Raw genomic sequence first — 16,183 nt, 5'->3', positions numbered from 1 at the left:
GGTTGGGTTGTTTAAATGTTATAATTTTGCGACCCAATTTTAGTATGTAAAAAACACAAGAAATGAACATCACAAGAAATAATGTAGACGCAATAAATGCTGTAGTTACGGTTGAAATATCTAAATCTGATTATGCAGATAAAGTAGAAAAAGTTTTGGCAAATTATCGAAAAAATGCTGCAATTCCTGGTTTTAGAAAAGGTGCTGTACCTATGAGTTTAATACAAAAGCAATATGGTAAAGCAGTTTTGCTCGAAGAAGTAAATAAATTACTGCAAGAAAATTTAAATAAATATTTAGTTGAAGAAAAATTAGATATTCTTGGTAATCCACTGCCAAAAGTAACCGAAGATTTTAATTGGGATGTTGACGATTATAAATTTGAATTCGAGTTAGGGTTAACACCAGAATTTTCCGTAGATTTAAGCGCAAATAATGATTTGGTGCACTATAAAATTGTGGCTGATGATAAAATGCTCAACGATCAGGTTACTCACATTCAAAAACAATATGGAAAACTCATTGCGAAAGATACTGTTGAAGAAGGAAATGATGTTTCGGGTATTTTTGCTAATGAAGAAAAAGGGATTAACAATAGAACAACTTTATCTTTAGATGTTTTTGCTGACAAAAATGTAGCTAAAAGTTTTATCGGAAAAAAAGTAGGCGATGTTATTTCGCTCAATACTAAAGGATTATTTGAAGATGATCATAAGCTAATGGATTTCTTAGCTATTGGTCATGATGAGGTTCATGGTTTGGATGTTGATGTGACTTTTACTATAGACGAGGTTACAGCTCACGAGCCAGCTGTTTTAGATCAAGAGTTATTTGATAAATTATTTGGACCAAAAGTGATTACTTCAGTTGAAGAGTTGAAAGCAAAGATTAAAGAAGACCTTGAAAAACAATTCACACAACAAGCAGACCAAAAATTCTTGAATGATGTCACTGAATTTTTAATTACTACTACTAAATTTGATTTGCCTTCGGAATTCTTAAAAAAATGGATACAAACTGCGGGAGAAAATCCATTTTCTGCTGAAGAAGCCGAGGTTGAATATTCAAAATCTGAAAACGGTTTGCGCTATCAGTTGATTGAAGGAAAAGTAATGCAAGAGAATAACTTGCAAATCACTTTTGAAGATTTAAAAAGCTATACCTCTGAAGTAATCAAAAAGCAAATGGCACAATTCGGGCAATTAAATCCAACAGATGAAGATGTTCAAGGTATTGTGGCACGCGTTATGTCAAATCAAGATGAGGTAAAGCGATTGTCAGAACAAGTAATGAGTGAAAAAATGCTACATCTTTATAAGGATAAAGTAAAAGCAAAAATAAAAGAAGTTTCCTATGAAGATTTTATCAAAGCGATGTATGGTGAATTGAGTACTAAATAATGTCATAATTTTAAAAGAAGTTTAAATAAAAACCTTTGAAATTAACACTATTTTTAATGATTAAATTTAATTAGAAAAATTATTATATTTGAGCGTCAAAAATTTATTCGATTTTGGCGCTTTAATTTTTTTGTCATTATGTCACCATAAATTAGTAGGCATGAACTTTGACATAAATAATTATGTATAAAAAAGCTTTAAACTTTTAACATAAAATTAAAAATGAACTACGGAAAAGACCCTAAAGCTGCGCTCGAAATGGCAAGGCAATTTAAAAAGTTTGCAACTAAGCATCACGGTGTAAATAGCATGTATTACGATAAAATTGTTGGTAGTATGACGCCATACATAATTGAAGAACGACAATTGAATATTTCACAATTGGATGTTTTTTCACGTTTGATGATGGATCGAATTATATTTCTTGGGACAGGTGTTGACGATTACATGGCAAATATTATCCAAGCACAATTATTATTTCTAGAAAGTGTTGATGCTTCAAAAGACATTCAAATTTATATTAATTCTCCAGGAGGAAGTGTTTACGCTGGATTGGGGATTTATGATACTATGCAATATATAAAGCCAGATGTTGCAACAATTTGTACAGGAATGGCAGCTTCAATGGGTGCAGTTTTACTTTGTGCAGGTGCAGCAGGAAAACGTTCTGCATTGCCTCATTCAAGAGTGATGATTCACCAACCTTCTGGTGGAGCACAAGGTGTCGCTACTGATATGGAAATTAATTTGAAAGAAATGTTGAAATTAAAAGATGAATTATATCAAATTATATCCCATCATTCAGGACAAACTTTTGATAAAGTGCACAAAGACTCTGAACGCGATTATTGGATGATTGCAGATGAGGCTAAAGAATATGGAATGATTGATGAAGTATTAAGAAGATAAATCTAGTTGTCAGCAATTAGTCCTTGTTTACAGTAATGTAGCTGCGACTGATAACTGCGACTGTCAACTTATAAAAATGGCAAAACAAATTTTAGAATGTTCATTTTGTGGTAGAAAAAAACCAGAAACCAATTTATTGATTGCTGGAATCAATGCACACGTATGCGATAGATGCATCGAGCAAGCGCATGGAATAGTGTTAGAAGAACTTAAAGGCTCTACAACTTTAAAAAAGAAATCCAATGATTTAGTTTTAAAAAAGCCCAAAGAAATTAGAAAATTCCTCGACCAATATGTCATTGGACAAGACCAAACCAAAAAGGTCATGTCAGTTGCTGTGTATAATCATTACAAAAGATTGATGCAGCTACAAAATGAAGAAGATGTTGAAATTGAAAAAAGTAACATCATCATGGTGGGTCAAACAGGAACAGGGAAAACACTGGTAGCCAAAAGTATTGCGCGAATGCTTGACGTCCCATTAGCAATTGTCGATGCAACAGTTTTAACCGAAGCTGGCTATGTGGGTGAAGATGTAGAAAGTATATTGACACGATTACTACAAGCTGCTGATTATGATGTTGAAAAAGCCGAAAGAGGAATTGTTTTTATTGACGAAATAGACAAAATTGCCCGTAAAAGCGATAATCCGTCGATTACTCGTGACGTTTCAGGAGAAGGTGTGCAACAAGCCTTGTTGAAATTATTAGAAGGAACTGTTGTAAATGTTCCGCCAAAAGGTGGAAGAAAACATCCCGACCAGAAGTTTATCGAGGTCAATACAAAGGATATTTTGTTCATTGCTGGTGGCGCTTTTGATGGTGTTGAAAGAATAATTTCAAAACGATTAAATAGAACTGCGGTGGGCTACAGTACTTCGAAAAATACAGATAACATAGATAAAGAAAACTTACTGCAATATGTAATTCCAAAAGATATCAAAGATTTTGGATTAATCCCCGAAATTATTGGTCGACTTCCAGTACTAACTCATATGGATCCGTTAGATGCAATTACTTTAAGAGCAATTTTAACTGAACCAAAAAATGCTCTGATTAAACAATATGAAAAATTATTTGCAATGGATGATGTTAAATTCAGCATTTCAAATGAAGCTTTGGATTATATTGTCAATAAAGCTTTGGAATACAAACTTGGGGCAAGAGGTTTACGTTCACTTTGTGAAGCTATTTTAACTGATGCGATGTATGAATTACCAAGTTCAGATGAAAAGAAACTGCATATTGATGTTGATTATACACATGATGCTTTAACCAAAAATTTATTAAAACGATTGGAAATTGCGTCGTAATTAATTTTTAATTCGCTTCTAATAATCCCACTTTTTTATCCAACAAAAGTGGGATTATTCATTTGGATAGAAGGTTATTTTACCAATCCACCAGCACTTCTGGCTTTTTCTACCTCAATTGTAGTGTCCTCTTTTTCTAATTTTAAGTTTCCAAAATTGTACGTCAATGAAATGCGAAATACTCGTGAGTCATTTTTTTCAAAAAAGTTAGTTTCCAAGTTGGTCGAAGAAACAATCGCATTTATTTCATTTTGGTTGAATAAATCAAAAGCATGAATTCCTACTTTAAGTTTTTTGTTCATAAAATCTCTCGTCAATGAAATGTCAAACTGTTGAATTGGCTTGGTGATTTTATAAATCTCCCAAACGCCATTTGCTGGTAAAATAAAATAGGTCAATCCGCTTTTTATGTTCCATGGCAAGAGTATTTGAGCTTGAGCAGCATAATTCCAAACTGGTTTTGTGTCAAATGAAAAATTAGCACCATCGGTTACATTTTTTATATAATTAATGTTCAGGAAAACATAATTCATTTTGTCAAGATTGGACATTCTTTTATTAAACTCTTCTTTCCCTTTAAAAATGTAGTCAAGTGGAATAGGAAAATTAGCATATACACTCATCGTTCTAAACCTATCAAATTGTTGGAAAGTTTGTGTGCTTACAAGTTCTTGTGGTTCAGCACTAAAAATAAATAAATTTTGATCTTTTACAACGGTATAATTTGCGCCTAGTTGTATAAATTGTAATGCGGAAAATCGTAATTCATAATTATCGAAAAAAGAAGGATTTAAAAGTAAATTTCCAGTGGCTTGGTTATATTGATCAAAATTTCCACCATTTGGGTCTAGCACGCCATAACTTGGTTGTTGTATTTTTCTGGAATAGGACGCACTTACGTTAACATCGTTTGTAATTTCATACAATACATTAAATGTCGGAAATAAATTTAGATTTGTAAGATTGATATTGGTTGCGATGTCGTCAATAACACCTATTCTATCTACTTTAAAATCCTCTAATCTAAGGCCGAGAGTAAAATTAAATTTCTTTATTTTTTTTCGCGCTTCGGCATAAAATGCAAGATTAGTTTCGGTATAATCAAAGTCAATAATATCCGTTGTTGGACTGTTAAGATTGTATCTTCCTGTATTATTTACTTTTAGCGTATTGAATTTTCCACCCGTATTTACTGACATTTTCCACTTTTCAAACGGAATGACAAAATCATATTTTAAATAATAATTAAGAAGTCCAAAATCATTTGCAAAATTATTAAAACTTGTATTTGAACCTTCTACCGCATTAGAGTTTACATTCGGGTTTCTATTGAAAACATTGGTGAAACCTATAACATCAAGAGTCGTTCCCAATGTGTCTAATTTAGTTTTGAATTGTAAACTTATTTCTTGGTTATTGGATTTTGTTTTTGCAATTCCGTTGTTAAAATAATCTAAAATTTCGCTTCCTGATGTTAGAGAATTAAAAACATTATGGTCATTAGATACTGTTGCATTATAATTAAGCAACAAATTAGACCTTTTACTCAATCTATAATTAGTTCCAAATCGGGCATAAAAGTTTCTATTTGTTGAAACTGTCAGCCTTTCTTGATTTAAAAATTTTGAAGGATTAAATGATGTAAAAGTTTGACCGTTATTCGATTTTTGTTCACTTTCTATATAATTATAGCCTATCATTGTTTGCCAACTTAAGTTTTTTTCTTTCCCGTTCAATAAAATTTGTGGACTTGGTTTTTGGTATTTATTGAAATTATAGTTCATGTTAAAACTTGCATTAATACCCTTCAATCTTTTAGTACTTGTAACTAAATTAATAATTGAACCACTTGCATTGGCATCAAAGGCTGCACCAGGATTATAAATTAGCTCTACTTTTTCAATAGCATTTGCTGGTAAAGAGGTCAAATAATTTTCTAAATCACTTGCGCTTAGAGTACTTGGTGAACCATCAATATAAATAGCGACTCCTTTTCCGTTGAGAGACAAACCACCGGTTGGTGCAGCAATTACACCTGGCATTTTTTTAACTGCGTCAAAAGCATTTCCAGTACTCAACATTGGGTTATCTTTTACAGATACTGTTGTTTTGTCTGATTCTACTTTAATAAGTTTTTTTTGTTGGGTAATGGTGACTTCCTTTAACTCATTTGGGGTTTTTTGTAAACTGTCGTTTTGAGTTTTTGTTTGTTGTGCAAAGGAAATGCTTGTTGCTACAATAAATGTTAGCGTTAAGAATGATTTCATTTTTTGATTAATTTTGATTGATGATTATCAGTAAGACTTTATCTCATTCAAAATGTTACAAAAAAAGCTAATTTAGCAAACATTATTTTGTTTTAATGTTTTTTCAGTAGAACACCTATTTGGTCCGCAACCCAGTCTTTTTGGTCCGCAAGAGGATAAAAAGCCAATTAGAAAAAACAGGATTAGGAGTTTTTTCATGACTTTTAATTTTTAACAGCAACATTCATATTTTTCAATTGTTCCAAATAATCTCGTTGGTTTGAAAGACGCGGAATTTTATGTTGTCCGCCAAGTTTGTCGTTGTCTTTTAACCAATCATAAAATAAATTTTCTCTCGCAATATTAATTTTCAATTGATTTAAAGTCATATTATTATAGCGCTTAGCTTCATAATCAGAGTTTAAAGATTGAATGTTTTCGTCTAATGTTTTTTGGAATAAATCCAAATCTTCGGGATGTTTTTTAAATTCAATCATCCATTCGTGTGCACCTTTTTCTTTTCCTTCCATAAAAATGGGCGCAACAGTGTAATCAATTACTTCACAATTGAGCGCAAAACAGGTTTTGGCAATAGCATTATCGGTATTTTCAACCATTAATTCCTCGCCAAAAACATTAATATGATGTTTAGTTCGTCCCGATACTCTTATTCTATATGGGTTTAACGACGTAAATCGAACGGTATCACCAATCATATACCGCCATAATCCAGCATTGGTCGTGATGACAACCGCATAATTTTTAAACAATTCCACATCGGCCAAGCGAATAATTTTTTGATTAGCCGTGCCAAAAGTATCCATCGGAATAAATTCATAGAAAATCCCATAATCTAACATCAGCAACAAATCGCTGGAATAATTTAAATCTTGTATGGCAAAAAAACCTTCGGAAGCATTGTATATTTCGTAATATTTAAAATTGGAACTGGGTAGTATTTTTTGATATTGTTCTCTGTAGGGTTCAAAATTTACTCCACCATGAAAATAGACTTCTAAATTGGGCCACAAGTCTAAAAGATTGTCTTTGCCTGTTTCGTTCAAAATTTTATTCAATAAAACTAACATCCACGATGGAACTCCAGCAAAACTGGTTACATTTTCATTTTTAGTTTCATTGATAATGGCGGTGAGCTTGCTTTCCCATTCGCTCATCAAGGAAGTTTTATTGCTTGGTGTGCTACTAAATTCTGCCCAAATTGGCATGTTTTCAATTAAAATCGCTGATAAATCGCCAAAGAAAGTATTGTTGTTTTCATAAATCTGTGAACTGCCACCAAGACGCAGACTTTTACCCAAAAACATTTCTGAGTTTTCGTTGTTATTCAAGTACATGCACAGTAAATCTTTGCTGCCTTTATAATGGCAATCCTCAAGCGCTTCGTTACTCACCGGAATAAATTTACTTTTTGCATTAGTGGTTCCACTAGATTTAGCAAACCATTTAATCGGCGTATTCCAAAAAATATTTTGATATCCTTTGCGGGTTTCCTCAATCATAGGTTCTAAATCTTCATAAGAAGAAACCGGAATTCTTTCGGCAAAAGTAGCATAAGATTTAATACTCTCGAAGTCATATTTTTTTCCAATAACGGTTTCATCACACTGACGAATTAAATTCATTAGCAATTCGTCCTGAACTTCATTAGGGTATTTTAAAAACAACTCAATTTGATGAATGCGCTGTTTTAAAACCCATGATGCAATTGAATTTATTAATGGTATTGGCATTTTATACTACAATTTATGAACAACAGAGCGTAAATATTTTTAATTCAGGGTTGCAATAAAATCTATAATTGCTTGACTTATTTTGCTTTGCCCATCTTCACTAGTAATATACTTTCTGTCATTTTCGTTAGATAAAAAACCCAATTCGAGTACCAACGAAGGAACTTCAGATTTTTTTAAAATCCAGAACGGAGCTAATTTTACACCGCGATTTTGTAATGGTGTGTTTTTTTCAAGTCCAGTTACAAGTTTTTGAGCCAGTTCACTTGATTTTTTGTAAGCAACAGATTGATCTGAAACGTAAATTTCAAAACCATTGGTAGAGGCATTCTTGTTTTTGTTCACATGTAATGAAATCACTAAATCGGGTTTTACTTTATTGATATAGTTCGTTCTTTCTGACAGACCTAAAAATTGATCATCATCGCGAGTGAAAAGAATTTCAATATTTTTATCACTATTCATCGCTACAATTTTTTTTGAAATTGATGTAACTAAATCTTTTTCAAAATGTTCCTCATGATTGGCACCAAAATCATGACCACCATGACCCGCATCAATCACCACAGTAATCGTTTCTTTATTCGAAGAAACAAAGGATAAGGTTGCAAAAGCAACAACTAGTAAAATAACTTTAAGGAGGTTTTTCATGGTTATAAAGTTTAGTAATATGGTTAATTGATAACGCTAATATAGTAAAAATAGTATAAGTTGTTAACAATAGTGCTAATTAGCGCCAGATATGTTGATTAAAAAAACGTAGTAAAAACGCTAAATTGAAAAACTATTCTTGTAGAAAGCTCATAAATTTGTATAATTGTAAAAAATCTTCAGTAATTTATTATCAAATGAAAAAATATATCCTAATCTCCTTTTTGTGTTTTTTTTTAAATTCTGCTGCACAATCTAGTGATTTAGCATTATTGTCAACAGGAACGTATGCTGGCTCAACAGGAATTTATGAAAAGAATGATGCCCTTTTTGGATACATTGTTTATTATGATTATGGTTTGGTAGATAAGTTTACTAAAAAAATGGAGTATGTTATTCTAGACAAAAATCTCAACAAAGTAGCAAACAAGGTTTTTGAAACAGAAAAATATGTGGCGAACTATAATGTAACTCGCATCAATCACAAAAGAGAAATAGAGCTTCGACCTAATATTGATTATTCTGCGGCAAGTATTTGGAATTATAAAGACCAAAAAATGCCACAGACTCGTAAAATCAATTTGGAAAAAAATGAAATTTCTTTATCCGATGAAATTTGTTTTAAAGACAACAAATTTTCAGATTGCCCAAAAGAACAGACTTTTCGAGACATGCAAAAAGACGCCAAAGAAGAGCGTAAAAAGGATGTAAAATACAAATCGGATGTTGTTATAATGGAAGATGGAACTTATCTAGTTTATGAGTATTATATTGATAATGATAAAATTAGTGATAATAGTTACATTAAATTTGACAAAGACAATAAGGAAATTTGGCGTTATGAATTTAATAAGGATTTAAAAAAGAAACAATTTGAAAATACATCTGTGCTAAACTTTGACCAAGAAAATCTTTATATGGTGCAAACTTTTTACGAAAAGTCAAAAATAACAAGTATGAAATTCTTGCGTTTGGACATTAAGACAGGTAATATTATAGTGGAAATTCCAATCACTAATTTTGATGCGTTTGATTTAAATAATGTCTATAATTTAAGAGACGCTAACGGTTATTCTGTGGGGAACAAAAAAGTTTTTGATGATAAATTGGTTTTTTTGGGTAGAAGCTATGAAAAAAATCGCTCCGATGGTGCAATAGGGTTTTACCGTTTTCTTTTTGATAAAAAAACAAACACAGGAACGTTCGAGATTTTAAAATATACAGATGCACTCACTAAAACAAACATTAAAATCGAAAGAAATGGTGGCTTGAGTGGTTCATTCTTTCTTGCCATTCGCGATGTTTATATTCTTGCCGACGGCACTGTTAACATAATGTTTGAGAAAATTAAGTATGGAAATTATGGCAGAAGTGTAGCAACCGATTTAATTTTATTTAAAACAGATATCAATTTTGATATAAACGAAGTTAAAATTTTTGAAAAAGCAAAATCGGTTAATGAAACAAGCGACTATCTTTTTTCACAATATTTAAATAATGATAAGGATTTGGTGTTTTTTTATCGTGACTATGAAAAAGATGATGGCGCTTCAAAAAAGAACTGGAATCTGTATATTAATACCATAAAAAATGGCGTTTTCAATCAAGAAAAAATTGTGATTTCATCTAAAAAAGATTTCTTTATTGTGCCATCTTTAGCAAAAGAAGGATATGTGCTTTTGCGCGAGTATAATAAAGATTATAAGCACAATGAAGTCCGTTTAGAACGATTAAATTACTAACTATTTGGAATAAAAATCCGCAATTTCCTTGATCTCGTTAAGTCTTAAATTCCAAACAAAACTTAGATATTGCTGATAACTTTCTGATTGCTCTTTTGGATCTATTCGTTCCAAATAGCGATTGAGTTTATAATTTTTTCGCCCATCATAAATTTTTGAAAAGCAGTATCCTAGCCATTTTTTATAGTATTCCTCATACTTGGTTTCTGTTTGTAAAAAAAGCAAACACGCGTAAATAGCACTGCCATAGTTTTCGGTATTGTATAAATTTGGAACAATTTCTAATCCAGCTATGGTTGAAATTTCGTCGAATGATTCACTTTTAACATTGTCTGTTTTAATTTCGGTTTCGGGAAATAACTTTTTTAGTCTTGCAATTCTATCTACAGTTTCAGGATGTGAACTAATGGAATCTTTGTCGATTTTCTCGGTAAATAAATTGTAATTATAACTGCTAAAGTCTTCTTTTAGCATCCATTTTTCGTCAAATTTTTGATTGGGTAAGTCAAACATTTTTCTGTAAATCTCAATTTTAAGACCTTTAGGCTTGATCGTATCATAGCGAACCATCAAATTGAGCGCGTTGATAAACTCAGATTGAGAATAGCTTGATTTTTTAAAAATTACAAAGCCCAAGGAGTCGGCTTCAAATTCATGTTTACGAGCTTCTTCTTGAGTTGTGTAAAGTTTTTGTTTAAAAAGTTCAAAGGCATAATCTGATTTTCCATATTTTATTTTTTCAACAGTTTTTAACTCTTTTGCTGTTTGCTTTGAACTCAATTGTTCGATTTTCTTTTTTTTATTTTCAGTGCTGTGTTCTAAAATTTTATGCGCTAGTTCATGAGAAAGTACTGCTGCCAATTGCTCTTCGTTATCAAGCCAATAAAATAATCCCATGTTTAAAACAAACGTATTATTGGGCAAACAATAGGCATTGAGTGAATTGGTTTTTGCGATGAGAATATCAATATTATCAGGAATATTTTGGTTGTTTTTACGAAGCTTTGTTAAAACATCTTGAACGTATCCGTTGATTTTTTTATCAAAAACAAAACTGCCCTCATTAATCTCTTTTACAAAATCTTTGGAGAAACCTTTGAAATCATCAGCAATTTTTGTGCTATACTTGGAACTATATTTTTCTTTTACAAAACTTAAATATTCTTTTGTTTTTAATTCAAAACGCAAAACATTTTCTGTGCGCAATGTCATGTCTGCAGTATCTATTGGTTTATATTGCTGCGAGAAAGCAGTTGTCAAACTAAAGAGATATGAAAGTGATAACAGTAAAAAAAACTTCATTTGCTGATAAAATATTGATTTAATTTCTACAAATATATAGGAGTTTCTATCTTTAGAAAAAATTATATTTTTAATTATGATATACGAAGGCGTTCTCACCAAAATGCAAACTGAATTTGCAACACCAATTCAGTATTACTTGGTATTTGAAAATAGTTTTTTACATCTCAATCAACTTTTAGATAAATCATTAGAAATCAATTTTCAAGGGTATCAATGTTTGAATTGTGGCAAAAAGAAAAAAATATTTCGTCAAGGATTTTGCTACGATTGTTTTATGAGTTCGGCTTCGGCAGGCGACTGGATTATGAAACCCGAGCTTTCTACTGCGCATTTAGATATTGAAGACAGGGATTTGGAGTATGAAAAAAAAGTGCAATTGCAACCACACATAGTGTATTTGGCCTTATCGAGCGAAGTAAAAGTAGGCGTAACTAGAAAAACACAAGTGCCAACACGATGGATCGATCAAGGTGCAATTCAAGCAATTCCTATTGTGGAAGTTCCTAATCGATATTTAGCAGGAATTACCGAAGTAGCGCTCAAGAGCCATTATGCCGATAAAACCAACTGGCAAAAAATGCTCAAAATGAATCCCGAGACTTCGGGACCAATAGTTGATTTATTGAAGGAAAAAGCAAGTCTTAAATATTTAATTCCAAGAGAAGTTCAAGAGTTTTACCATGCTGATAAAGAGGATTTGTATCAATTAGAGTATCCTGTTTTAGAATATCCAACAAAAGTCACGAGCTTAAATCTTGATAAATCGCCCAATTTTTCTGGAAAACTGACAGGAATTAAAGGCCAATATTTGCTTTTTGAAGACGGAACGGTTTTTAATGTTCGCACTTTTGAAGGTTATGTCGTGAAGATTTCTTTGTAGGTTCAATTATTTAGCCACTACTTCACAGATTTAACTTGATTTTAAATTTGTGAATTAGTGGCAACTTTTTATTGCGGAGTTGTTGTAGTCGGCTTTGGTTCGGCTTTTTTAGGTTTTTTAAACAAACCATTCAATAATTCGTTTGCTTTGGTTTTTACATCTTTTTTCACATCAGTTTTTGTTGTGTCACTTTTTGGTTTTGTAGCATTCGAAATAATTGAATTTAAGGAGTTTGTACCTTGATTTATCAGTTTTTCTTTTTGTTGTTTTACTAAATTGTTAACCAATGTTGTAGTAGCTTGTTTTACATCTGTTGTTACCGTTGGTTTACTAAAACTTCCTCTTAAAATTGCATTTACAGGAATTGTTTCAAATTTTTTGGCATCGGTTGCCGATAATTTTGAAATTAAATTGTTAATCTCTTTACCTAAATATTTTGAAGGAACATCTAACTTCACGTTATAATTCATGATTTGGTCAAAACCATGCGTTCCGCCTACGGTAGCTTTTATATCTTGGTATTTGATGTCAAAGGGTTTTATATTTACTTTTCCGTCTTTAAAAGTCATTGCTGCTTTCAAATCGTTAAGGTTAAGTTTACTCAAATCTATAAAGTTCAGGTTATTATCCAAAGCAGTTAACAGTTCCGAGTTACTTGAGTTTACAGTAGTCGATAATAATTGGCCGAGCAAATCTCCTGATAAACTTTTTAAATCAGGTGTCAGTTCTTTCTCGTCAAGGTTGCCCGAAAGTTTAATGGTAGAATTCAGTTTCCCGTTGATAATTCCAGCAATTGGTGCAATCTTTTTCATCATTTCTAATTGCGTAAAAGTTTGCATGATGTCTACATTTTTCAATCCTAAATCCATGTGGAATTTTGGCGTTTTTTCTTTAGTAGAAATGTCTCCGTTAAATGTAATTCCACCACCAAAAATGTCAGTTTTACCGTTTTGCAACGTCGCTTTTTGATCCTTGATAATGATTTTTCCAGATACGTTTTTCAATGTTAAATTATCATATAAAACGGTGTTGGCTTTTGCTGTTAAAGAGCAATTTAAAAAAGCTGGAATTTTCATCGCTTCGGACGGCGTTTTTTCAGTTTCTACTTTTTTATCGGTTGTCATAAAATCAGCAACTGCAAATTGAACAGAATTCAGATTAAAATTTCCTTTTAGTTCTTGATTTTTGAATATAAATCCGTAGAAATTTTCTAAAACACCAGTTATTGCCATGTCACTTTTTCCTGTTGTAGCATTAAATTGCTGCAAGTTTACCATCGATGGATTAAACGCCATTAAAGCACGACTAATTTTCATGGTTTTGCCATTTTCGTCGGTATAATTAAATCCGGCTAAATCAATTGTTCCCGCATTTTTGATAGATGCATAATCACTTTTTTCCACAGACTGCATGTCGAATGCTGTTGTCACATCAGCTTTTAAAATTCCGGTAAGTGGTTTGTCTAACTTAATTGGATAGGCTTTGGTAACGTTTGCCAGATTAATTGTTCCTTTTAAGACAGCATTTACCATAGCATTTTCAGAAATATTTTTAATATTGGCTTTGGCATTAAAAACATCTTGGTCTATTTGAAATGATAGTTTATTCAAATTGACATACGTATCTTTCATCGCGCCAGTTTCATTTATAATTCTAGTGTCAATGATAATATTGCGAACCGCTTTTGGCAAATTAGGATATTGAAAAGAAGCATTGTTGGATGCAATTTCAATATTGAATTTTGGAACAGAAGTTTCAGAATACAATCCTTTTGCAAAACCTACAACGGTAAAATCACCGCTAGTTTTCACATTATCTAAATTAGTTGCATATTGAACTGGAAGCAATCCGAGGAAGTTTTTGAAGGAAGAAGTTGGCGTTTTAAATTTTAAATCATAGTCTTGTCCTGCATCAACCAATTGAATAAAACCATCAAATTCTAACGGCAAAGCATTGATTTTTGCTTTGTTTTCTTTGAATGTGTAATTGCTTTTGTCTAAATCAATTCCAAGAATAGCATCTAGTGAAACGAGAACATTATTCAGGTAATTCGATTTGTCCATATCGAGAGAAATTTTGGCGGTGGTTTTTGTAACTAAATCCAAATTAGACTTTGCAAAATCGCCCGTTCCTTCGTGGTTGATACTATCAAGAACCATTTTGATTTTTGACTTCTCATCATAATATTTAAAGGTAAAGTTTTCGATAGCATATTCTTTTATTTTCAACGAAAGTGGTTTGTTTTTTCCGGTTTCTTGTCCTTTATCTTTTAACGCAATATCATAATTTCCTAAACCATCTTTATTAAAAATGATATTAATCAAACCATTTTTAGACGAAATACCGTCAATATTTATAGGTTCGTTTTCACCTTTAAACAACTCTTTGATAGACATTTTTAGATTTAATTCTTCAAACGAAACCAGAGTATCGCCTTCAAATGGCGCTTTATTAATGATGGAGAGTTTATTAATTGTGATGCTAGCATTAGGAAAATTTTTGAATAAGCTCAAATCAGCATCTGCAAATACAACTTTTGCGTCCACTTTTTCATTGATAGAAGTTAGAATTTTTGCTTTGATTTGGTCTTCAAAAAAATAGGGAATCGCAAAGGCCAAAACAACCACTAACAATAAAATTATTCCAAGTATTTTTATTATTTTCTTTCCCATGATAAGACAAATTTATAAACGATGTATCACACAAAAGTAGTGCCTTTTATTAGTAAATAAATTATATTTTAATTAAGATTTGTTACTTAATTAAGAACGCTTGTTGAGAAATTGTTATCAACAGTGTGTCTATTTTTACAATTATTCTGAAATAGTTTTAGTTAATTTGTGCTTCTTATGAATAGGCAACACCAAGTCATTTTATCGTTAGGAACAAACCAAGGGAATCGCCTAGAAAATATAGAGCGTTGTATTGTTTGTTTGCATAAAGAAATAGGAACTATTATTAAAGTTTCTAAACTTTATGAAACGCCATCTTGGGGTTTTGAAAGCGAAAAATTTTATAATTGTGCGGTGATTTTGAATACTAATAAATCGGCACATCAAGTTTTAGACGAATGTTTGTTACTTGAAGAAGCTTTAGGAAGAGTTCGTCAAGATGCAGAAGGTTACCAAGCAAGAATAATTGACATTGATGTAATTGCTTTTGATGAAGAAATAATTGCATCTGAAAAGCTAAAAGTACCACATCCTGAAATGCAAAATCGCTTGTTTGTTCTACTACCAATGCAGGATTTGAACTTAGATTGGCGTCATCCTATTTTGCAAAAATACTTACATGAGTTATTGGTTCTTTCAGAGGACAAAAGCAACTGTAAAATAATTCAAAGATTAGAAACACCTTTGGCTCAAATTAAACTTGATCATTTTAATTACATAGCCATTGAAGGAAATATCGGCGCCGGAAAAACTACATTGACTAATAAACTAGCCGAAGATTTTAATGCAAAAACCGTTTTAGAGCGTTTTGCCGATAACCCGTTTTTGCCAAAATTTTATCAAGATCAAAACCGCTATGCTTTTTCATTAGAGATGTCTTTTTTAGCCGACAGATACCAACAGATTACAGATGATTTAGCGCAATTTGATTTGTTTAAGGATTTTATTGTTGCCGATTATCATATTTTCAAATCGTTGATTTTTGCAAAAGTTACTTTAGCCGAAGATGAATTTCGTTTATATAAAACCATGTTCGACATTATTTATAAAGAAATGCCGAAACCTGATTTATACATTTACTTGTATCAAAATACCGAACGACTTTTGTCAAATATTAAAGAACGTGGTAGAAGTTATGAGCAAGAAATACCAGCAGAATATTTGGAGAAAATAAATAACGGATATTTAGATTATATCAAATCACAAAAAGATTTAAATGTGTTAATTATAGATGTGTCCGATAAAGATTTTTTGAATAATCAAAAAGACTACATCTACATTCTAGATGAAATCCAAAATAAAATTTCTAAATAGA

At 31.6% G+C, this 16,183-nt stretch carries 11 protein-coding genes; 6 read left to right on the top strand and 5 right to left on the bottom strand.

The window, feature by feature from the left end:
* Positions 1 to 62: 62 nt before the first annotated feature.
* The 3 genes from tig to clpX all read left to right on the top strand — a co-directional run bounded on the left by tig (position 63) and on the right by clpX (position 3,621).
* Positions 63 to 1,400 (top strand): trigger factor, encoded by a 1,338-nt coding sequence (tig, locus tag WFZ85_RS02060; RefSeq protein ID WP_342694618.1) that lies wholly within the window; start codon positions 63 to 65, stop codon positions 1,398 to 1,400.
* A gap of 222 nt (positions 1,401 to 1,622) precedes the next feature.
* Positions 1,623 to 2,309, top strand: coding sequence for an ATP-dependent Clp endopeptidase proteolytic subunit ClpP (clpP, locus tag WFZ85_RS02055; RefSeq protein ID WP_342694617.1), 687 nt, complete (start codon positions 1,623 to 1,625; stop codon positions 2,307 to 2,309).
* Between the two features lie 76 nt (positions 2,310 to 2,385).
* Positions 2,386 to 3,621, top strand: a complete 1,236-nt coding sequence (gene clpX, locus WFZ85_RS02050) for an ATP-dependent Clp protease ATP-binding subunit ClpX (RefSeq protein ID WP_342694616.1) — start codon at positions 2,386 to 2,388, stop codon at positions 3,619 to 3,621.
* Positions 3,622 to 3,695: 74 nt separating this feature from the next.
* Here clpX and WFZ85_RS02045 read toward each other — a convergent pair whose 3' ends face one another.
* The 3 genes from WFZ85_RS02045 to WFZ85_RS02035 form a co-directional block, all read right to left on the bottom strand.
* Positions 3,696 to 5,888, bottom strand: coding sequence for an outer membrane beta-barrel family protein (locus tag WFZ85_RS02045; RefSeq protein ID WP_342694615.1), 2,193 nt, complete (start codon positions 5,886 to 5,888; stop codon positions 3,696 to 3,698).
* 203 nt (positions 5,889 to 6,091) lie between these two features.
* Positions 6,092 to 7,618: a GH3 auxin-responsive promoter family protein gene (locus tag WFZ85_RS02040; RefSeq protein WP_342694614.1), complete on the bottom strand. Its 1,527-nt coding sequence runs from the start codon at positions 7,616 to 7,618 to the stop codon at positions 6,092 to 6,094.
* Positions 7,619 to 7,657: 39 nt separating this feature from the next.
* The gene (locus WFZ85_RS02035) at positions 7,658 to 8,269 is read right to left on the bottom strand and encodes an N-acetylmuramoyl-L-alanine amidase family protein (protein WP_342694613.1); all 612 of its coding nucleotides are present in this window, start codon (positions 8,267 to 8,269) and stop codon (positions 7,658 to 7,660) included.
* Between the two features lie 197 nt (positions 8,270 to 8,466).
* On the opposite strand from WFZ85_RS02035, the gene WFZ85_RS02030 reads away from it, so the two are divergent.
* Entirely contained in the window at positions 8,467 to 10,011 is a 1,545-nt protein-coding gene (locus WFZ85_RS02030) for a hypothetical protein (RefSeq protein WP_342694612.1), read from the top strand.
* Here the strand turns inward: WFZ85_RS02030 and WFZ85_RS02025 are convergent, their stop codons facing one another.
* Positions 10,012 to 11,313, bottom strand: coding sequence for a M48 family metallopeptidase (locus WFZ85_RS02025; RefSeq protein WP_342694611.1), 1,302 nt, complete (start codon positions 11,311 to 11,313; stop codon positions 10,012 to 10,014).
* Between the two features lie 76 nt (positions 11,314 to 11,389).
* Here WFZ85_RS02025 and WFZ85_RS02020 point away from each other — a divergent pair, with 76 nt between their 5' ends.
* Positions 11,390 to 12,196: a DUF2797 domain-containing protein gene (locus WFZ85_RS02020; RefSeq protein ID WP_342694610.1), complete on the top strand. Its 807-nt coding sequence runs from the start codon at positions 11,390 to 11,392 to the stop codon at positions 12,194 to 12,196.
* A gap of 68 nt (positions 12,197 to 12,264) precedes the next feature.
* Here WFZ85_RS02020 and WFZ85_RS02015 read toward each other — a convergent pair whose 3' ends face one another.
* Positions 12,265 to 14,868 (bottom strand): AsmA-like C-terminal region-containing protein, encoded by a 2,604-nt coding sequence (locus WFZ85_RS02015; RefSeq protein WP_342694609.1) that lies wholly within the window; start codon positions 14,866 to 14,868, stop codon positions 12,265 to 12,267.
* A 177-nt stretch (positions 14,869 to 15,045) separates the two neighbouring features.
* On the opposite strand from WFZ85_RS02015, the gene folK reads away from it, so the two are divergent.
* Complete coding sequence (gene folK, locus WFZ85_RS02010) at positions 15,046 to 16,182, top strand: 2-amino-4-hydroxy-6-hydroxymethyldihydropteridine diphosphokinase (RefSeq protein WP_342694608.1); 1,137 nt, start codon at positions 15,046 to 15,048, stop codon at positions 16,180 to 16,182.
* The last annotated feature ends 1 nt before the right edge of the window (position 16,183 follow it).

Source organism: Flavobacterium aureirubrum, assembly GCF_038739835.1.
Lineage (GTDB): Bacteria > Bacteroidota > Bacteroidia > Flavobacteriales > Flavobacteriaceae > Flavobacterium > Flavobacterium aureirubrum.
The sequence above is the reverse complement of the archived record's forward strand: the minus strand, read 5'-3'. Positions and strand labels throughout refer to the sequence as shown.